Annotated in this window: 19 protein-coding genes; 8 read left to right on the top strand and 11 right to left on the bottom strand. The window is 48.9% G+C overall.

Annotation, left to right across the window (positions count from 1 at the left end; genetic code table 11):
• Window positions 1-58: 58 nt before the first annotated feature.
• The 3 genes from IC230_RS00965 to IC230_RS00955 are packed head-to-tail and all read right to left on the bottom strand — an operon-like array spanning window position 59 to window position 5643.
• Window positions 59-2140 (bottom strand): glycoside hydrolase family 97 protein, encoded by a 2082-nt coding sequence (locus tag IC230_RS00965; protein ID WP_191037090.1) that lies wholly within the window; start codon window positions 2138-2140, stop codon window positions 59-61.
• A gap of 45 nt (window positions 2141-2185) precedes the next feature.
• Window positions 2186-2641, bottom strand: a complete 456-nt coding sequence (locus tag IC230_RS00960) for a DinB family protein (protein WP_191037089.1) — start codon at window positions 2639-2641, stop codon at window positions 2186-2188.
• Window positions 2638-5643 (bottom strand): glycoside hydrolase family 3 N-terminal domain-containing protein, encoded by a 3006-nt coding sequence (locus IC230_RS00955; protein ID WP_191037088.1) that lies wholly within the window; start codon window positions 5641-5643, stop codon window positions 2638-2640. Before IC230_RS00955 ends, IC230_RS00960 begins: the two co-directional genes overlap by 4 nt.
• A 184-nt stretch (window positions 5644-5827) precedes the next feature.
• Between IC230_RS00955 and IC230_RS00950 the strand changes: the two genes are divergently transcribed.
• Entirely contained in the window at window positions 5828-6490 is a 663-nt protein-coding gene (locus tag IC230_RS00950) for an OmpA family protein (protein ID WP_191037087.1), read from the top strand.
• 96 nt (window positions 6491-6586) lie between these two features.
• On the opposite strand, the gene IC230_RS00945 is transcribed toward IC230_RS00950, so the two are convergent.
• From IC230_RS00945 to IC230_RS00935, 3 genes are read right to left on the bottom strand one after another with little or no spacing between them, the layout of a single operon-like run.
• Window positions 6587-7273 (bottom strand): porin family protein, encoded by a 687-nt coding sequence (locus tag IC230_RS00945; protein WP_191037086.1) that lies wholly within the window; start codon window positions 7271-7273, stop codon window positions 6587-6589.
• A gap of 53 nt (window positions 7274-7326) precedes the next feature.
• Entirely contained in the window at window positions 7327-7803 is a 477-nt protein-coding gene (locus tag IC230_RS00940; protein WP_223860148.1) for a hypothetical protein, read from the bottom strand.
• A gap of 24 nt (window positions 7804-7827) precedes the next feature.
• The gene (locus IC230_RS00935) at window positions 7828-8412 is read right to left on the bottom strand and encodes an RNA polymerase sigma factor (protein WP_191037085.1); all 585 of its coding nucleotides are present in this window, start codon (window positions 8410-8412) and stop codon (window positions 7828-7830) included.
• Window positions 8413-8554: 142 nt separating this feature from the next.
• Here IC230_RS00935 and IC230_RS00930 point away from each other — a divergent pair, with 142 nt between their 5' ends.
• Together IC230_RS00930 and IC230_RS00925 are read left to right on the top strand one after the other, a co-directional pair.
• Window positions 8555-8836: a hypothetical protein gene (locus tag IC230_RS00930; RefSeq protein ID WP_191037084.1), complete on the top strand. Its 282-nt coding sequence runs from the start codon at window positions 8555-8557 to the stop codon at window positions 8834-8836.
• A 45-nt stretch (window positions 8837-8881) separates the two neighbouring features.
• Window positions 8882-9217 (top strand): hypothetical protein, encoded by a 336-nt coding sequence (locus IC230_RS00925; RefSeq protein ID WP_191037083.1) that lies wholly within the window; start codon window positions 8882-8884, stop codon window positions 9215-9217.
• Window positions 9218-9353: 136 nt separating this feature from the next.
• Here the strand turns inward: IC230_RS00925 and IC230_RS00920 are convergent, their stop codons facing one another.
• The 5 genes from IC230_RS00920 to IC230_RS00900 all read right to left on the bottom strand — a co-directional run bounded on the left by IC230_RS00920 (window position 9354) and on the right by IC230_RS00900 (window position 13582).
• A complete protein-coding gene (locus IC230_RS00920) occupies window positions 9354-10583 on the bottom strand; it encodes a DUF748 domain-containing protein (RefSeq protein ID WP_449451367.1) in 1230 nt (409 codons plus the stop codon).
• 92 nt (window positions 10584-10675) lie between these two features.
• Window positions 10676-11452, bottom strand: coding sequence for a pentapeptide repeat-containing protein (locus tag IC230_RS00915; RefSeq protein ID WP_191037081.1), 777 nt, complete (start codon window positions 11450-11452; stop codon window positions 10676-10678).
• A 140-nt stretch (window positions 11453-11592) separates the two neighbouring features.
• Window positions 11593-11940, bottom strand: a complete 348-nt coding sequence (locus tag IC230_RS00910) for a hypothetical protein (RefSeq protein WP_191037080.1) — start codon at window positions 11938-11940, stop codon at window positions 11593-11595.
• Between the two features lie 101 nt (window positions 11941-12041).
• Window positions 12042-12824, bottom strand: coding sequence for a PD-(D/E)XK nuclease-like domain-containing protein (locus IC230_RS00905; protein WP_191037079.1), 783 nt, complete (start codon window positions 12822-12824; stop codon window positions 12042-12044).
• 104 nt (window positions 12825-12928) lie between these two features.
• Entirely contained in the window at window positions 12929-13582 is a 654-nt protein-coding gene (locus IC230_RS00900) for a hypothetical protein (protein WP_191037078.1), read from the bottom strand.
• Between the two features lie 260 nt (window positions 13583-13842).
• Between IC230_RS00900 and IC230_RS00895 the strand changes: the two genes are divergently transcribed.
• The 5 genes from IC230_RS00895 to IC230_RS00875 all read left to right on the top strand — a co-directional run bounded on the left by IC230_RS00895 (window position 13843) and on the right by IC230_RS00875 (window position 18483).
• Window positions 13843-14226, top strand: coding sequence for an XRE family transcriptional regulator (locus IC230_RS00895; RefSeq protein ID WP_191037077.1), 384 nt, complete (start codon window positions 13843-13845; stop codon window positions 14224-14226).
• A gap of 106 nt (window positions 14227-14332) precedes the next feature.
• Entirely contained in the window at window positions 14333-14818 is a 486-nt protein-coding gene (locus tag IC230_RS00890; RefSeq protein ID WP_191037076.1) for a hypothetical protein, read from the top strand.
• 163 nt (window positions 14819-14981) lie between these two features.
• A complete protein-coding gene (locus tag IC230_RS00885; RefSeq protein WP_191037832.1) occupies window positions 14982-15977 on the top strand; it encodes a mevalonate kinase family protein in 996 nt (331 codons plus the stop codon).
• Window positions 15978-16066: 89 nt separating this feature from the next.
• Window positions 16067-16933, top strand: a complete 867-nt coding sequence (gene galU, locus IC230_RS00880; protein WP_191037075.1) for a UTP--glucose-1-phosphate uridylyltransferase GalU — start codon at window positions 16067-16069, stop codon at window positions 16931-16933.
• A gap of 17 nt (window positions 16934-16950) precedes the next feature.
• Window positions 16951-18483 carry a sulfatase family protein gene (locus tag IC230_RS00875; RefSeq protein WP_191037074.1) on the top strand — a complete coding sequence of 511 codons (1533 nt, stop codon included), beginning with the start codon at window positions 16951-16953 and terminating at the stop codon, window positions 18481-18483.
• Window positions 18484-18499 lie beyond the last annotated feature (16 nt).

The raw sequence follows: 18499 nt of genomic DNA, 5'->3' as shown, positions 1-18499 counted from the left end.
GATAAATTCTTTTGAATAAAGCAGTGGTCTGATCAGTAGTACGTTCAACGCCAGATGCTTATTGCCTGACGATACGAATGGCGCATCCGCCCCCTTTGGCTAAACGAATGGGTAGTTTCGTTTTGTTAGTCACCTGTTTTTTTTCAATTACGTACGCTTCCGGGTTCGTATCCCAATCGGCGTTGTCCGCATCGCGGTAAAGCGTGGCTTCATAGGTCTTGCTGGGTTCTAAAAAGTCTAATGGTAGCGTCTGATCACGACTGTTTTCGTCGGTAATTGATCCTATAAACCACTCATTTTTCCCTTTTGCTTTGCGGGCAATCGTTACGTAATCACCTGGTTCGGCCGCCAGTATTTTCGTGTCGTCCCAGTCGACTGCTACGTCGCGGATGAACTGAAACGCATCCATGTGCTTTTCGTAGTTTTCGGGCAGATCGGCCGCCATTTGCAAAGGACCATAGATGGTAATGTACAACGCTAACTGTTTAGTCAGTGTTGTGCGGACTCGCGTCGTTCGGGTGCTGTCGAACTGGTTCAGCTTGAAGCGAAACAAACCCGGTGTGAAATCCATGGGTCCGCCCAGCAGTCGGGTAAAGGGCAAAATGGTCGTGTGTTCGGGAATGATTCCGAGTGTTGGCGCATTGTTGAATTCACTCCCTCGGGCGGCTTCGCTGGCCATCCAATTCGGATACGTACGGTGCAGGCCAGTCGGATGCGACGACTCGTGCGAATCGAGCATGATTTTGTACTGAGCCGCTTTCTCGGCGACCCGCTGGTAATGCCCCACCATCCATTGGCCGTCGTGATGTTCGCCCCTTGGAATGATCCGGCCAACGTAGCCAGTCTTTACGGTATTGATGCCTTCTTTTACCATGTACTGAAAAGCCGCATCCATCCGGCGTTCGTAGTTCGTTACAGATCCAGACGTTTCATGGTGCATGATGATCCGAACGCCTTTTTGCTGGGCATATTTCGTGAGCGAATCGAGGTTGTAATCGGGGTAGGGCGTAACGAAATCGAATACGTTCTCTTTCCAGTTGCCAAACCAGTCTTCCCAACCTACGTTCCACCCTTCGACCAGTACGCCGTCGAAACCGTATTTAGCCGCAAAGTCGATGTACTTTTTGACGTTCTGTGTATTAGCTCCGTGTTTGCCGCCCGCTTTCTCCCAGGTCGCTTTGCCAATGTGCATTTCCCACCACATGCCCATAAACTTTTGCGGTTTTATCCACGACGGATCCGCAATTGTTGATGGTTCGTTGAGGTTGAGAATGAGTTTGGAGGAAAGCAGTTCCGTTGCTTTATCACTAACAATAATGGTTCGCCAGGGCGTTTGAGTAGGCGTTTGCAGGTATGCTTTGTTGCCTACTGCGTCGGGGACCAACTGCGTCGTCAGACGTAGTGCCTTTTTATCCAGCCGAAAATGCATAACGGGGTAATTAATCAAAGCGGCTTCGTAAAGGCTGATGTACAATCCGTCGGCGGTTTTGAACAGAACCGGTGATTGAATCGCGTCCGGGCCAATCGGTGATTTCAGCGCAATGTCTTTCTCTTTATCGAGCGCGGCCGGTGCATTGACTTCACTTAGTTTGGTCGTGTTGTAGAGGTATTCGTTTGTGTCGTAATCGCCGGGTATCCAGAAGGTTTTGTGATCAGCCGCTACCGTAAACTGTGTTTTCTCATCGTCAACGACAAAATGACTAAGCGCTTTTTGCTGCGGAAATTCATAACGAAAGCCTACGCCGTCATTAAACACACGAAACCTGACACGTATTGAAATACCCGAACTGGCTTTGTCGGTCAGCATAAGAGCCAGCTCCTTGTAGTGATTTCGGATCTGACTCACCTCGCCCCAGACGGGCTTCCAGGTTTCATCGACGGTAGACGAATCCGTTGCGGTAATTGAAAAAGTTGTCAGGGACACCTGCGGTTTACTGAAGACAAACCCAAGACCAGACGGCTCAATAACTTTTTTGCCTTTGTACGAAATCCGATACGTTACGTTGCCAGTACTGGTATTGCCGATTGTGAGCAATACCGTTTTATCGGGCGACGAAATAGAGATTGCCTGCTGCGCGTACAGCAGCGATACCTGACACACGAGTGCGAGTACCGATTGGAAAAAACGGGTAAGTAACATTTCATCATAGGTTTAGGTAAGGCACTGCACTACTTTTCGGTTGTGTCAACCGCCCCGTTTCCAGACGATGTAGTCCGTTACGGGCGCTTCGCTGAGCATCGGGCGGATGAGTTGTACGACCTGTCCCCGGTGGTAGGCGGCATGGTGGCTCATCTGCGTCAGCATGTCAAGGCGTCTGTCCTGAAAAGGTATACCCTTGGAGTTTACGTAGCTGATGGACTGGTTTAGTTGTTCTTCGGTCAATCCGTCTACGTAACTGACAACCTGGCGATGCTGTCGTTCGGCCGTTTCAATCATCCAGCTAACGGGAATTTCCTCCCAGATTGACACAAATACCGACTCATGAGCTATACGCCCGTACCATACGTGTTGCGCAGCCAGCACGTGACCCATAACGGCTATAGCCCGCGCGGGGGGATTGTCAACGGAGTCGAGGGCGTTAATGACCCGGAGGTTCGCCCAGAGTTCGTAGTCGAGTAATTGAATCAGATAATTTTTCATTGTATCCCACGCTTAGTTGCCTGATAAAGAGCTTCAACAATGTTCGTTCGGGTGTTCAAGGTAATAATTTTATTGTGGCTTCGGTTCGGATACACCCGGTTCGATAAAAATACGTAGGTCAGATTATAGGCCGGATCTGGATCGACCCAAACAAATGTGCCTGTAAAACCTGAGTGTCCGTAACTGGCTTTGGTTGCCGATTGGGGCGCGTTGCCCGAATACTTGAAGGACGGCTTGTCGAAAGCCAGGCCGCGACGGTTGCCCAACTCCGGAAACTGATAGCGCGTAAATTCCTCAACCGTCTTGGTCGAAATAAACCGTTGTCCGCCATAGCTGCCTTTCTGACGATACATTTCGTATACTTTCATTAAGTCATTGGCCGTACCGAACAAACCCGCGTGGCCCGATACCCCATCGAGCATGGCCGCGGTCTCGTCGTGAACGTGCCCCCACACGAGCGTTTTCCGGAACAGGGAGTCGTATTCCGTGGGAGGAATCTGATTCCGCATGTAAAAGCGTAATGGATTGAACGTTAACGTACTGGCTCCCAATGGCTGGTAAAATGTTGTTTTCAAGTAGTCTTCGAAATTTTCTCCTGTCAGTCGTTTCACAACCTGAGGATAGAGCATAAACGACAAATCAGAATAAACGTACTCTTTCTTTGGGTTCAGCGGAGAATCCCGGAGCTGCTCAAAAATAGTCGTGGGATACTTTCTAAATTCGTAAAGACTGTCGGTTATTTCAATTGGATACCGCCCGGATTCTTCGAATTTAAAGGTTTTCGGTTTCCACGACCCATCCGGATTTTTCGTATCCGTCCAGAAGGCAATGGAGGCTTTTAGCCGGGCTTGGTGAGTCAATACGTCGCGCCAGACCAGATCGGCCTTGTTCGATTTTTTGAGAAAGGGTAGGTAATCGACCATCTTGCCGTTCAGATTAAATTTCCCTTCATCGACCAGGCGCATCAGCGCAGGCGTCGAGGTGCTTACCTTCGTCACGGAGGCCATATCGAACAGATCATCTACCTGTGTGGGTTTGGGTTCGGCACCGAGTGAGGCATCGTACGTATGGGTACCGTAGGCTTTCCGGAAAATTACTTTGCCATCTTTAGCCAGCTGCACTACGCACCCCGGAAACGCCTGTTCCGTTATTCCCACGTTCACCAATGAGTCAATCTGTTGCGTCAGGAATCGACCATCGACCCCCGCTTCTTCAGGAATCGTGTATTTCATGCGCCCGTTCGGCTGAACCTGTACCCCGTCGCCCAGCCGAAACCGTTGATTGACCGTTACGGGCAATTTACCCGACGCACCAATGGCACCAAAAATCAATTGCGCCGATAATTCTTCGGTGTAATTGGTGAGCTGATATGGCATGACGATGGCCCGCGCCTGCTCAATGCTGCGGCTGGGTTGGGCCGTATCCATCGGGAACGTGAGTTTATCCAATACGTAAGGATTGCCAAATACCGTTACAACCGCTTTTTTCGTCGCGACTAGTTCACTCACCAAGGCCGCTGTCCGGGGTTGCATGCCGTATTTAGCTGTGGGGCGGATGTTGTTCAGATGAACGTCGACCAGAATCAGGTTGTAGTTTTTGAGGGAATCCCGGATAGCGGCCAGCGTGGAATCGGGAGTTTTAGAGGTTAGTTTGAAGTGGTCGACCTGCGTATAATTACCCGCCATTTGCTGGAAGGCCGTAATTTTATCACTTTCGATGGCGACGGACGCGATACGTAGCGTGTCCAGGCGCTGGAGGGGTAACAGGCCACCCTCATTTTTCAGAACCGTCAGGCTGGCTTCGGTAAGCTTGCGGTTCAGAAGGTCGTCCTTCGGAGGGTTAAGATCGCTCACTAAATTATCCAGCACGATGGGCTTGTACTGATCCAGCCCGACCCATGCTTTGGCACGTAGCACTTTCAGGCATCGCTCGTCTAACGACGCCTGGGAAATACGTCCCAAAGAAACGGCCAGTTTGATCTGCGCCAGCGCTGCTGGTACGTTCTCTGTAAACTCCAGTACGTCCATCCCCGCTTCGATACCAAGCTCATCGGCCTGGCCCGATGCGTAGAACTTGGTTACGCCTTTCATGTTCATGGCGTCCGAAAAAACTAATCCCTTAAAACCCAGCTCATTTTTGAGAAGATTAGTAACGATAGCGGGTGATAGGGTAGAAGGTCGGTTCCGCGTTGTGTCTAACGCCGGAATGCTTAGGTGGGCAACCATCACCCCCGCTGCTCCGGCGTTAATCAACTGCCGAAACGGATACAGTTCGAGCGAGTCAAGCTGGGCGCGGCTTTTCCCAATGAGCGGCAGATCGTAGTGAGAATCGGTGCCTGTATCGCCGTGGCCGGGGAAATGCTTTAGGCTGGTTAGCAGTTGATTATCCTGCATACCCCGCATGTAGGCGAGGGCCTTGCGCGTAACGGCGTATTTATCTTCGCCGAATGACCGGAAGTTAATAACCGGATTGTTCGGGTTGTTATTGACATCGACTGTTGGCGCGAAATTGACATGCATACCCAGCCGGCGCGCTTGCCAGGCCAGATTTTTACCCATCTGGTATAGCAACGTATCATTTCCCTGCATAGCGCCCAGTGTCATCTGATACGGATAGCGAACCGTGCTGTCTAAACGCATCGCAATGCCCCATTCGGCATCCATCGCAATCAGCAGCGGCACGGGCGAAATGGCTTGCAGGCGATTGGTAAGCCGGGCCTGCCGAACCGGACCACCCTGAAACATCACGACACCTCCCAATTTATTCGTTCGCACCAGCGTCAGCAGTGAATCTTCGTAAGCGGGTTTGCGGTTCGAATAACCGGCTACCATGATCAGTTGCGCAATGCGGTCGTCGGGCGACATATTCGTAAAGATCGAATCGACCCAGCAATTCTGACGGGCATTGAGTTGAAGAAAGGTTGGTGTGGTCGTTTGCGCGAAAGCCGTTGAGAAAATCAGAACACTAACGATACCGAAGAGGATAGACCGGCAAAAGGGCATAAAACAATGAATTGGGTCGTGAGGTGCCAAAAATACGAAAACTATTGCCTGCGTCTGTGCTAAAGGTACTTTGAGAATTGAGTTAGGGTAAAATAGACCAGCACTAATACGTAACAACGTAAGTAATTCAGGGTTAACAATTCGCCGTTAGCTTGGTTAGTTGGATGTACACTATTCGTTTTCTATGAGAACGCCTATGATGCGCACATATCTGTCTATTGCGCTAACGGTCAGTTTGTTAGCAGCCTGTAACAGTGGCGGTGATCATCAGCAGGGAAAGACTAGTGCTGTGAATTCGTCTACCGAATCTGCCGAGTCGGTTTCTATCCGTGATACGGCATCTGGTTCGGTAGCCACCAAAACGGACTCCAGTCAGAATTATTCCTTTACGCCTTCTACTGATTCGCTACAGATCGTTGGAACCGAAAACAAATACGATATTATTTTGCCAACCGACGTACTGTTCGATTTCTATAAGTCGAACCTGCGCCCCGACGGAATTGCGCTGCTTGAGAAAGTGAGGAAACACTTTGCCCAGCACGGGGCTGATCAACTTCATGTTTGGGGGCATACCGATTCAAAAGGCAGCGATCAGTACAATGCCGTCTTGAGTCAGAAGCGGGCTGTAGCGTTAGCTGACTGGCTCAAAAAGCAGATCAGTGTGAAGGGGTTGATTATGGCGATCGGGCGGGGTGAAAAAGAGCCGCTGGTACCTAACAATAACTCAGATGGGAGCGATAATCCAGTAAACCGACAGAAAAATCGTCGCGTGACACTCTCTGTAGTAAAATACCCGGATACGAATAAAATGCTGAAACAAGCCAAAGAGCGAGCCGGGAAGGCCTAACTACAAATGCAAGAAGCGAAGAAAACTTTATAAAAAACCCTTGCTACGTTTGAGATGTAGCAAGGGTTTTTTAGTCACGTAGCGAACTAACTATACCTACCGGCGGAAGCGACTTGGGTGTTCACGACCAACGCCGAAACCATAGCCGAGCGTAACGGTAATAACCGAATTATGAATGTTATTATTAGCGCCCCATAAATTAGGTAGCGCCTGTACGTTGCTCAATCCCAGGTTATACCGGGCATCCAGCAAAAAGCGTTGCCGGGGACCGACGCCCCAGTTCAACTGAAAACCACCCGTAGCGCCCAAATCTAAACTGTGAAAATCACCCGTATTGTCAATATTGACTTGGGTGGCAGGACCGGCCAAAACTTCGCCATCTGTGCGCTTGGCGTTAAGTTTAATTCCCAGCGAAGGACCGATGAACACATTGGGTCTGAAATTACCCGACAGCGTTAAAAAGTAACGGGCTACTACCGGGATTTCCAAATAGTTGACATGCTGCGTAAACTTATACCGGCCATCGTTGAATTTGGTGCCGCGCTGTGAATAGAGCACATCAGCCGAGATGCCAAAATGATTCAGTGAACTATACATTAAAAAAGCGCCGGCCGTAAATCCCGGTTTGAAACTCATGTTATCGGCATTGCCCCAATAATTAGACATATTTAACCCAATACGTGGTCCGGCACTGAAACGTTGTTGCGCAAAACTGCCTGATAAACAGCAGGAAACGAGAATAAATGATAGGAGTGTAGAACGTAGCGAAATTTTGTGAAACATAAAGACTTTGATAAGTAGTTATGCCCCGTTAACGTTTGCGGTCGGCAAATGTTTTACAAAATCCGTAGAAATGTCTGGGAGCCTGTGCCAATTTCGTTGCTGAAACCGACCCTGAAATTGCCCTGATGGCTCGGGCTGATTTGTTGATTCTGTAAATTGTCGAACCGTAAACTCGTTGCCGAATTCGCAGGTTTTGGCGTGGGCTTGACCGGTTGTTTGGTAGCAAAGAATATTAAATAGATAGCGATTGCCAGCATGAACAGAATAGCGGCTGTTGTCGTGGCGATCCAGAGCGGCCAGAGCCGTTTTTTCGTAGCTGACTCGTGAATACGCTGATGAAGTGTCGTACGTAGATCGGCTAGTTGCTCAGCAGTGGGCGTGGCGGTTTGCTGCATCGCTTCCAGACCCGCCAGCGCATCGGCGTAGAATGGATTTTCCAGCAAAATCCGCTCGACCCGGTGCCGTGCCGGACCGCTTAATTTTCCGGCCTGGTAAGCTCGCAAATCGTTGAAAGTCAATTGATCGTTCATAATACGTAATGCAGGTCGGTCGCTTTACTTCTGCATACAAATTTTCAAATTTCGGCGGCCATTTTGCAAATAACTTTTAACCTGTTTTAGATCGTAGCCTGTCAGGTCGGCTACCTCGGTGTAGGATTTTCGTTCCAGGTAAAACAACGTCAGGCAGGTTTGCTGCTCAGGCGGTAACGTTTTCAGGAAAGTTTCCATCCGAGTCAGATCTTCTTCCAACTCTAACGTGTCCGTTTCTTCACTGAGCAATCGGTTCAACGGCTCGTCTTCTGTATCGTTACCCGTCTCGGTTACTAAGCTGGTGGTCGGATGCGTCTGACTTTTTCGTAACTGCATCAGACAGTAATTTCGGGCTACGCTGTGAAGCCAGGGGCCAAACTGCTGGACATCATGTCGGCGCAGATCCGTAACCAACTGCTCGAACAGATTCATGACAGCATCTTTGGCCTCTTCTTCGTCGCGCAGATAATTGTAACAGACGGCGTAAACCAGCTCCATATGCTGTTCGTAGAGTTCACCCAAAATGGCCAGATCGCCCGTAACGCGGTAAGCCGCTACGTACTCCAGGTCGTTGGTGGGTTTGGATTTACGAAATCGTTTCAGAAACATACGCTGCCTGACTACCTACGTCGATAAGATGCATGAAAGGCTAAAATTCCATAAGACTTCTGATTCATTTTCTCAAACGTGTTTGTATTATAACCTAATGGGACCGCTGGACGTTACGTATCCATACAAACTTATCGACGTTATGAAACGAACGTTCTTATTCCTTAGTCTGCTAAGCCTTACGCTCGCAACGGGCGCATTAGCGCAAAGCGGCCAGTCGCCGGCAATCCAGCAGTCGACCTCAACGACCGATACGCGTCAGGCAAATCCGCTCAGGCCTAAACTGAAAAAGTCCGATAAAAGTAACCAGAAGCGAATGGAAGCAGGAATGGACTCAACATTGCCTAAAAATCGTAAACAACGACGATTAAATCCTGATTCATTACGTCGGGGTGGAGCAACCCGCGTCGATACAGTTCGATGATAAATCACGAAACCAGCATAAACTCAACAAAAACAACGTAACGTTATGATTAAGCTATTCATTGGTGCCCTGTTTGTCGCAACGACAACATTAGCCCAAACCACCTCATCTCCAGAAGACCAAAGACGAGCTGGCGTAAAAGACAAACCATCGGGTTCAACGGAATCAACAACCCGATCTAAATCAAAAACGGCCGTAGCGGCATCGACTAAACCGTTGCCGCAACCATCCCTGAAAGAGAAGCTGGAAAGTGGCGATAGAGCCATTCCTTCGTACAAACAGGAAAAGGATGCCGGTATTCACAAAGGGAAAGCGAAGTATTCGCCACGTCGAACCGAATCCGGAGCAAGAAAAGATACCATGAAGTCAACAAAGCTTTAACGTATTGGTGTCTCGGGAGTTTTTCTCGACTATCGGTTTGAAACCTTGTTTGACCTCGCTGGGGTCAGATGTTTATAGAAAGCATAATTGACTACAAACATCTGACCCCAGCGAGGTCAACTAACGTAATGGCTTATTATTTCTTTTCTCGTTTAGCCTTACGGGCTGCCTTTCGTTCAGCACGTTTCTCTTTACGGTCAGCTTTCCGCTCGGCGCGTGCTTCTTTTCGTTTGGCTTTGCGTTCTTCCCGTTTTTCTTTGAAGTCATCTTTGAGGTTTTTGAACGCATCTTTTAGCGTAATGCTGTTATCAAACTCGCCCCGGAAAGCCTCAATATAAGCGTTACGTAATACCCCGAAAATAGTTGGCCAAACAGCGGTTTCGATAGCTTCGATAGTGCCATTGAGTGGAATACGCGTAGCAACCTGATCGTGTTTCTGATTTTTGAGAACAGCCGTTCCTGCCTGAGCCGCCAATTCCGTGAAAAACTTACCAACCGATCGGCCTTCGTGTTCGTTGAGCTTGAAAATTTTCATGCCTTTCGTAAGCGGCTTTATATAACCATTCAGCTTTTTATTGAGCATAGCCATCTCACTGTAGACACTTACCGTTCCCTGCTCAAAATCGAGGTTAGCGTACTCGCGGGCAAGGCTATTAAGCTTGACCAGCTGAAGATTGCTAAAACGCATGTTGTAGTCAAAGTCCGGCGTCACTTTTAGAAGGTTCATGTTGGCACTGAAATTCATCGTGCCGCCATAACCCGGTACGTCTCCCGAAGCCGTTACCGGCGATGGAAGTGGGTTTGCTTTATCTTCTACGTTACGAATGTTCCGGATTTCACCCTGAATTTTTTGCAGTGATAGATCCGCTCGTGGTTGCGATACTAAGTTCGTCAGCTCGACTTTGCCGTTAATAACCGCAAACCGGTTGATGCTAATTGGCAATAGTTTCTTCAAAAAAGCTGTCCAGTCAACTTCGGCGCCTGTCTGGCTGCTGGCTTCATTCTCGCTGAAGGCAAAGTTGATCTCCGGCTCGTAGCATTCAACTTCGCTGACCAGCTTTCCTTTAAACAGCGATTTCCATTCAACGGACAAATCCGTTTTAGGAATAAAAATGAACGGTTCTTTGATTTTGCCATTGACTTTACGGATGCGCATATCCTCAATCTGGTAAGCGCCCCGAATGAGCTGTATCGTAATGTCTTCAACATGACCTGTATAGTCGCCCATGTCGGCTAATGTCTTGTTAACGTAGCGTAGCACAAAATAAGGCAGGAGCAACCGGCCAATAATCAGCAGAACGACAAATGCAATCAGGATTTTTGTTGTGCGTTTCAAAACGTTGCGTGAATGGTGATAACGTCTGATTAACACAAAAAACAGGCGTGGGGTTAAGGCAGAAACAAAAAGTGCGCCAGGGTATCCCCCGGCGCCCGCAGTAGGTTTAATCTACGTAAAGACTAGTATCGACCGTTCGGCGCAAACTTCCGTCCGTCAAGCTTTGTGTATTTAAAGTCGGTAGAGCCATTAAAACGAGCATCGTCGAATTTTGTACCACGCGGAAAGTTCGTGTATTTGAAATCGGCATTGCCCGAGAAATTAGCTTTCTGGAAATCAACACCTTCATCAAATTTAGTGTATTTAAAATCCGCATAGCGTTCAAAACGGGCGCTCTGAAATGCTGATGATTCATCGAACTGAGTGTACTTGAAATCGGCGTATCCCCGGAACGTCGAGCCGCTAAAAGTAGCTGCATTACGGAATTTGCTGTATTTGAACAGCGCTTCTCTACGGAACGTATTGTCGGTAAAAATTGCCCGCTGGTCGAAGTGTGAGTATTTAAAGGCCGCATCGTCTTCGAACTGGCACCCCTCCATCGTCACGGATTCGGTAAAGTCGGTGTTGTAAACGATGTTGTTTGTTCTCAGCAGTTTTTTGTCCTGGTCTTCGGTGCGATACCCCAGCACTTTCCCTCTGAACGTGCAGTTTTTGAACGATAAGGAAACGTCAACCGTGCTCAGGTAATTTTCCTGACTGCCCAAGCCTCCGTCCCGAACCTCTTTTCGGTTGGCTAAGCTGGTCAAATCAAGGTCTCCTATAATGGTTGTGTTCTGTAACGTAATAGCTTCTTTACGGTTTATTTTAGCAATGATCTCTTTGGCGTCGATAGTGGTTTGAGCAAGCGCAGGCGCTAAAGCCACAACGGAAAAAAGTAAGAACGTAGTGAAGGGTTTCATAATGGCTGTTTAGTCGTTGTTTCCTGAAAGATGCAGACTAAGCCAGGGAGGTTGCGTAGCCGCTCAAAATAAATCGCCGGATCCTATTAAGAATCCGGCGATTTATGCTCTATAAATAGAAGTAGAAAGGCGTAACATGGCTAATCCATCCACATTACTTTCTCATAAGCAATCTCATAATCCATTTCCTGTAAAGGCGTCAACCCAGTGTAGTGACCGGTTTCGTCGGTCTGAACAGCGTTCCAGCAGCCCGACGCGTCACGTAGCAAAAGCCGATAGCCATAGAGCGGATGCAGCGTATTACCATCCGTACGATGGTCCCATCCGGTTTGCAGCTCGATAGCAAAAGCAATTCGATCCATCACTTCATTCATCTGACCCGACAAACTGTCGGCCCCATCTAATTCTTCAATCCAAAGCACAAGTCCGTCAGTCCCCCAATCGAAGTTAAGCGGAGCCGGGCTCAGGTTGATTATTGACGCGTTCATAACGATTTGTGTTTAAAAGTATGGGACAGAGGGCATGGAGCCTAGAGCGACGTTAATGGGTTTTAACCCTCTGCCCTTTACCCCCATGCCCTCCGCTATCATTAAGCACTCATACTCCAGGCCGGAACCAAACTGACATTCGTTTCCTGCTCTTCACGCCATTTGCGGAGCCAGAACCGGTACTTCTTCCGACCATACTCGATAAAGCCCGGAATCGACGTAGCGTCAACGGCAAATAAGCGATGCGGGCGTTGCTTCATCACGCCAATGAAAATAAATCGAACCTGACGGGTCGAATCCCATTCGTTCGTATCGGCATGGCGCAGGCTGTCGACATAAAAGGCTGCCTGCCGGTCATAATCATAGGTGTAGCACGACTCCAAAAACTGAGCCTGTGTTCGGGCCGACGTTGTTTTTAGATCAATAATCAGTGCGTTTCGGCGTTTCGGGCTGGTGTAAACCATGTCCAGGCGCGCTTTACAGGCGATGCCCGTCGTTGGCTCAGTCGACAAAACAATCCGTTCCCGCTCTGACAAACGCAGGTAGCGCCGACAGAAAGCGTCCTGACGAATGGTTTGGGTTAACGTATCGAGTTGTTGAGCCTGTTTGGGAGCCAGGATAGGGTATCCGGGTACCAGATCGGGCAGCAACTGATTCAGAACGGTCCCCACGGTTTCGGGTTCGAGCAGGTGCTGATGAAACGCCCGGCCAAACACTTTTGTCGTTTCTGGGATAAACCGGGCGGATGGCACTGACCAGTAACCCAGGTGTTCTTCTTTCAGTCGTGTCAGATCTGAGTTTGACACCCGCGTCAGCGAGCGATAATCGTCGTTGACATTCGGTAAAAGGGGAGGCTGTATGGAACCAGATGAAGTTAGTAACATCGCATGAACGAGTTAGAACGATAAACATGAAAAAGCTTCAGGATTCAGTCTCTGCTGCTGTCAAACGTAGAGACTGAATCCTGGAATCTAATCGATCCTGTCAATCAACCGGCTGCTAAGAGTTCGGGCTCTTCGGTCAGATTGATGAATGGATTATAATAGTTCATCGCAGTTTTGATGTTGGCGATGTCGGTAAGGGTTTCCTGACGGAAGATTTTTACATCCTGCGAAAACTGTTTCAGTTCATTAGTCTTCTCCACATCGGCCATTTTGTAGGAAAACGTAGCGATGTAGTAAATACCTTTCGGCTGAATTTTTGCGTTTTCTTTCTTTTCCGCCACTGCCGTGATTACTACGTCGGCCAATGTCAGGTCATCGTAATAAAGTGGTTCGATGAGTCGAAAAATATTATCGACAGAATAGCCGTGAAACAACACTGCCGAAACACAGTTTTTCTCATCGATGAAGAAAATTTCTGCCCAGTTTTTGGTACCCATGTTCAGGATGTTATCCGTGAAGATCCGCCAGGCAATTGGCTGGAACGTAAGGGTACGGCCCATCTTCTCTGAGCCATTGATATTGAACACACCCTCTTTTGCATCGAACCGATACTGACGGGGGTGACCCTCCAGATATTTGTACCGCCGGGCGGCCCCGTTATTGACCACCTCACCAGTCAACTCGTTAATCTTTTGATCAGGATTCAGTACGTTGCCGCTTTGAATTGTCGAAAGTTGGCTTTTGTTTTGTGTGTTCATTAGTATTTGTTGTTTACTGTTCAAGCAGGGGGCCCATATTGAGGTCCCTTTTGCCTTTTAAAAAGGCCCTGTTTACAGGTTTAAAAATACACAGTTTCCTGTAGAAAACAAAGTCTTTTGCTGGTTAACATAAACTAATTTTACGGAGTTTTGTGTAAAATGGCAGGGGGTAAAGGGGTAGGGGCATAGGGGTGGAGCTATTGAGCGGGTTTCCCTATGCCCTTACCCCTTTGCCCCCTGCCCTCCGCCCTTGGCCATTTATGACTATTCATTTTCGTCTGCAACAACTGATCGACACGCTCAATATTAGTGTCCTTGAATTTGCCCGACAATTAGGCGAGCATCGGGGTGAAAAAGTGTATCATATTCTGCATGGTCGGCTAAAACCTCGTTACGATACGCTCGAAAAGATTCTGGTTGCCTATCCCCAGGTCAACGCCGACTGGCTACTTCGGGGGGAAGGACTCATGTTCAAAGTGCTGGATTCACCATCAGCTGCCATTACGACGGAGGAACGCCTTCGTAACGTAGAGTATTTGCTCTTCCAGCTTAATGAGCGGGTGGCGTTGCTGCAACAAACCAACGATCAACTGCTGGCAGAATTAAAACAGCGTGGGGCAGAAGGCATGGGGCCTGGGATGTAATACTAAAAATTCTTTTGTTCTTACCCTCTGCCTCATACCCCTTGCCCTCTGTCAAAAAACAACTCAACACATTTGCAGGTTATAGCTTGAAAAAACCCGTAATGCTATGGCGACGACATCACCATTCGACCCCGATAAAGTAGATCCTGAGTTTTATTCAAAAGACCCAAACCAGCATGGTACGTCCGATTTCGGTCGAGAATCGGAGGGTGTTGGGACGAACGTTTATAAAGATTCGACGTCAGGCATGGATATGGACGACGAAAATATGCAGGTAACTCACGATGTTCGTGAGGACAATCTGGGTGTAGGCCGTGTAGGTGAGCCAAAAGGCGAAAGCCTGGGCGGCACGCAGGAGTGGGACGTCGACGCTGACGCTATCTCCGACCAACCTAAGGGACAGATGATGAGCGACGACGCTGCGAAGAAACTAAGCGAAGTCGCCGAAAACCCGTCTGACGATGCGCTGTTCCATCGTGCTGATGCTACGTATCTGGAGGAGGGCGATGACCCGAATGCTGGTTATGATCCGCACAATGTAGGCTACAAGGGCAAAGACAAAGAAGATGTCCAGAAAAACGACGTAGATTAACAAAAATAAAATCAGCAATAGAATAAAAAGCGACCGGGAACGATCCCGGTCGCTTTTTATTGGATGGATTTCGTTTACACCTCCTTATGCTGACGATTCTTTCGTAAACTTGTCGTTTAATTGTTCAGCTAAACCAGCGGACAGCTACTCCGCACTCAGTACGTTGCTCATCGAAACCCGTGCATATGCCCGGGCGGGTCTTCTCGGTAACCCGTCCGACGGCTTTTTTGGTAAAACGATTGCCATCAGTGTTCGTAATTTTGGCGCATCCGTAACCCTGTACCGATCGCCCGAACTCCACATTGAACCCCAGCCTCAGGATACGAACGTGTTCAGAAGTTTGTATCATCTGCGTGATTCCGTCAGTACCCTTGGTTATCATGGGGGAGTACCTCTGTTAAAAGCGGCCATCAAAAAATTTGCTGAATACTGTGAAGCTGAACAGATCCGGTTGCCCAACAAAAACTTTTCGATTCGGTATAGTACGTCGATTCCCCGACAGGTGGGTTTATCAGGTTCCAGCGCCATTATTGTTGCTACGTTCCGGGCGCTCATGCAGTTCTATAACGTAGAGATTCCGCAGCCTATCCTGCCTAATCTGGTGCTTGCTACCGAAGCCGAAGAACTGGGAATTACGGCTGGTTTGCAGGATCGCGTGATTCAGTGTTACGAGGGTTGCGTGTACATGAATTTCGACCGGACCATTATGGAAAGTCAGGGACACGGTCAGTATGAACCCATTGAGCCCCGTCTGTTGCCCAAACTATACATTGCTTACAATACCGACCTGGGCAAACAATCGGGCCGCGTACATAACGATGTCAAAGGCCGATGGCTGAAAGGGGAACCGCTGGTTATCGAAACGATGAACGCCATTGCCAACGTAGCGCGGGAAGGGCACGATGCCATTCTTCGGCAGGATACGGAGGCTCTGAATGAACTGGTCAACCGTAATTTTAATTTGCGGTCCACCATTTACAACATCAGTGATCGAAACCGGAGCCTGATCGAAAAAGCGCGTTCCTGTGGTGCATCCGCTTCCTTCACCGGTTCGGGCGGCTCTATTATTGGCCTCTACCGCGATGATGCCATGCTGAACCGCCTGTTTGTTGAACTCAAAAAAATAAACGCCCGCGTTATAAAGCCATATGTAGTTTAAAAGGAGAAAGGGGAGGAGGGAAGAAAGGGACAATGGGATTTTTCTCCTCGTCCTTTTCCTCCCTCTCCTCCCTCTCCTCCCTCCTCCTTATGATCAAAAAAGCCGTTATCCCCGCTGCCGGACTTGGAACCCGGTTCCTGCCTGCCACGAAGGCCCAGCCTAAAGAAATGTTGCCCATCATCGACCGCCCAACGATTCAGTACGTCGTGCAGGAAGCGGTTGATTCGGGTATCGAAGATATTCTGATCATTACCGGTAAAGGTAAGCGTGCCATCGAAGACCACTTCGACCGGAATTTCGAACTCGAAACCCGGCTCGAAGAGAAAGAAGACCAGTTGTTGCTGGACGAAATGCGTCGACTTTCGGATATGGCTAACCTGCACTACGTTCGCCAGCGCGAGCTAAACGGCCTGGGTGATGCAATTCGGTATGCTCGTCACCACGTTGGCAATGAGCCGTTTGCCGTTCTTCTGGGCGATACGATCATGGATTCGGTGATTCCCGTAACCCAGCAATTGATCGATACGTATGCCCAATATGGCTGTTCGGTGATTGGCGTCGAGGAAGTGCCTCACGATAAAGTGAACCGCTACGGCATTGTTGGCGGTAAAGTCTTGAGTGATCGTATTCTGGAACTGGATAAACTGGTGGAGAAGCCCGCCCTCAATGAAGCTCCGTCGAACCTGGCCATTGCTGGGCGCTACGTATTGACGCCGGAGATTTTTGCCATGCTGGAGCAAACGCCTGTTGGGAAGAATAACGAAATTCAGTTGACGGATGCCATGCTGATGCTGCTCAAGCGTGAAAATCTCTACGCACATCGCATTGAAGGCAAACGGCACGATATCGGTAATAAGCTCGATTTTTTGAAAACAACGGTCGAGTTTGCCCTAAAGCGTCCCGAATTTGCGGATAAGTTCCGGGCGTTTCTGGAAGAGATTGTCAAAAAAGAATAAACAGACTCCAGACAGCCATGTATACGAACTATACGTTTAGTGGCATTCTGATCGGTTGCTTAATTGGGATTTGTGCCTGGCTGGTTCCACAGGGCGAGTATGGCGTAACACATCCATCCAGAACAGAGACGTTCAGACGATTCAGCGCGGATTCGCGGCCAAACATTGTTCTGATTGTGGCAGATGATCATGGGCGGGAAGCGGTTGGCTGCTATGGCAACACGGCCATCCGAACGCCAAACATCGACAAACTAGCTGCTGATGGTACGCGCTTCTCGAATGCGTTTTGCACAACGGCTAGTTGTAGCCCCAGTCGGTCGGTCTTGCTAACGGGCTTGCATAATCACGCCAACGGTATGTATGGGCTGGAACACCAGGTGCATCATTTCAGCTCGTTCGATACAGTACGTTCCTTACCCGTTTTGCTGGAACAGGCTGGCTACCGAACGGCTCGTATCGGAAAATTTCACGTAGCACCGGAACGTACGTATCATTTTCAGCAGGTATTAAAAGGCGGTGGCGTTAATGATCCGGCATCGATAGGGCGTAGTCCGGTGGAGATGGCGCGATTTTGTTATGATTTTATTCATGAAAAGTCAGGTCAACGTAGCGACGCCCAACCTTTTTTCCTGTATTTCGCTACTGACGACCCTCATCGCAGTAATACGGTTGGCCCTGATGGGAAGCCTATTTTCGATGGATCGAAGCCGAATGTCTTTGGAAACAAGCCCGGTGGGTATCCGCAGGTAGGCGATCATTTTTATCAACCGCGCGAGGTAAAAGTGCCGCCTTATTTACAGGATACAAAAGCCTGTCGGGCTGAACTAGCGCAGTATTATGAGTCGGTTAGCCGACTCGATCAGGGCGTGGGGCGATTGGTCGAGTATTTGAAAGATGCCGGTCAGTACGACAATACGCTGATTATTTATCTGTCAGACAACGGCGCTCCGTTTCCCGGTTCAAAAACAACTTTGTATGAGCCTGGAATGAAATTGCCTTGCATTGTCAAATTACCCAAACCACAGAAACGGGGCTTTATACAGGATGCTATGATCTCGTGGCTTGACGTAACGCCTACACTGCTGGATTTTGCGGGCGTTTCGGCCGGTAACGTACCCCGACAAGGTCGTTCATTTAAGGCTATTATTGAGCAGGAGAACATAACGGGCTGGGATGAAGTCTACGCGTCGCATTCGCTGCATGAGGTGACCATGTATTACCCGATGCGCGTGCTACGTGAACGACGATACAAATTGATTTACAACATTGCTCATGCGTTGCCGTATCCAATGGCGCTCGATCTGTACAATTCCTTTACATGGCAGGACATCCTTAGGACAAAGCAGAATGTATACGGCAAACGAACAGTAACCGCTTTTCTGCACCGGCCTCGCTTTGAACTATACGACCTTCAGGCTGATCCCGACGAAGTGCATAATCTGGCCACGAATCTAAAGTACCAGGCGACGCTGAAACGAATGCAGGAGAAACTAAAGCGCTTCCAGCAACAAACCCGCGATCCATGGGTAAGTAAGTGGGATTTTGAATAAAAAGGTAGCCTGGACT

The sequence above is a fragment of the Spirosoma validum genome (genome assembly GCF_014699035.1).
Lineage (GTDB): Bacteria > Bacteroidota > Bacteroidia > Cytophagales > Spirosomataceae > Spirosoma > Spirosoma validum.
The sequence above is the reverse complement of the archived record's forward strand: the minus strand, read 5'-3'. Positions and strand labels throughout refer to the sequence as shown.

Coding starts and splice junctions, on each gene's coding strand:
- IC230_RS00930 (WP_191037084.1), top strand. CDS start 8,555: ATGAAACGAACGTTCTTATTCCTTAGTCTGCTAAGCCTTACGCTCGCA.
- IC230_RS00925 (WP_191037083.1), top strand. CDS start 8,882: ATGATTAAGCTATTCATTGGTGCCCTGTTTGTCGCAACGACAACATTA.
- IC230_RS00895 (WP_191037077.1), top strand. CDS start 13,843: ATGACTATTCATTTTCGTCTGCAACAACTGATCGACACGCTCAATATT.
- IC230_RS00965 (WP_191037090.1), bottom strand. CDS start 2,140: ATGTTACTTACCCGTTTTTTCCAATCGGTACTCGCACTCGTGTGTCAG.
- IC230_RS00945 (WP_191037086.1), bottom strand. CDS start 7,273: ATGTTTCACAAAATTTCGCTACGTTCTACACTCCTATCATTTATTCTC.
- IC230_RS00955 (WP_191037088.1), bottom strand. CDS start 5,643: ATGCCCTTTTGCCGGTCTATCCTCTTCGGTATCGTTAGTGTTCTGATT.
- IC230_RS00960 (WP_191037089.1), bottom strand. CDS start 2,641: ATGAAAAATTATCTGATTCAATTACTCGACTACGAACTCTGGGCGAAC.
- IC230_RS00950 (WP_191037087.1), top strand. CDS start 5,828: ATGAGAACGCCTATGATGCGCACATATCTGTCTATTGCGCTAACGGTC.
- IC230_RS00910 (WP_191037080.1), bottom strand. CDS start 11,940: ATGAACGCGTCAATAATCAACCTGAGCCCGGCTCCGCTTAACTTCGAT.
- IC230_RS00915 (WP_191037081.1), bottom strand. CDS start 11,452: ATGAAACCCTTCACTACGTTCTTACTTTTTTCCGTTGTGGCTTTAGCG.
- IC230_RS00940 (WP_223860148.1), bottom strand. CDS start 7,803: ATGAACGATCAATTGACTTTCAACGATTTGCGAGCTTACCAGGCCGGA.
- IC230_RS00890 (WP_191037076.1), top strand. CDS start 14,333: ATGGCGACGACATCACCATTCGACCCCGATAAAGTAGATCCTGAGTTT.
- IC230_RS00905 (WP_191037079.1), bottom strand. CDS start 12,824: ATGTTACTAACTTCATCTGGTTCCATACAGCCTCCCCTTTTACCGAAT.
- IC230_RS00900 (WP_191037078.1), bottom strand. CDS start 13,582: ATGAACACACAAAACAAAAGCCAACTTTCGACAATTCAAAGCGGCAAC.
- IC230_RS00935 (WP_191037085.1), bottom strand. CDS start 8,412: ATGTTTCTGAAACGATTTCGTAAATCCAAACCCACCAACGACCTGGAG.
- IC230_RS00875 (WP_191037074.1), top strand. CDS start 16,951: ATGTATACGAACTATACGTTTAGTGGCATTCTGATCGGTTGCTTAATT.
- galU (WP_191037075.1), top strand. CDS start 16,067: ATGATCAAAAAAGCCGTTATCCCCGCTGCCGGACTTGGAACCCGGTTC.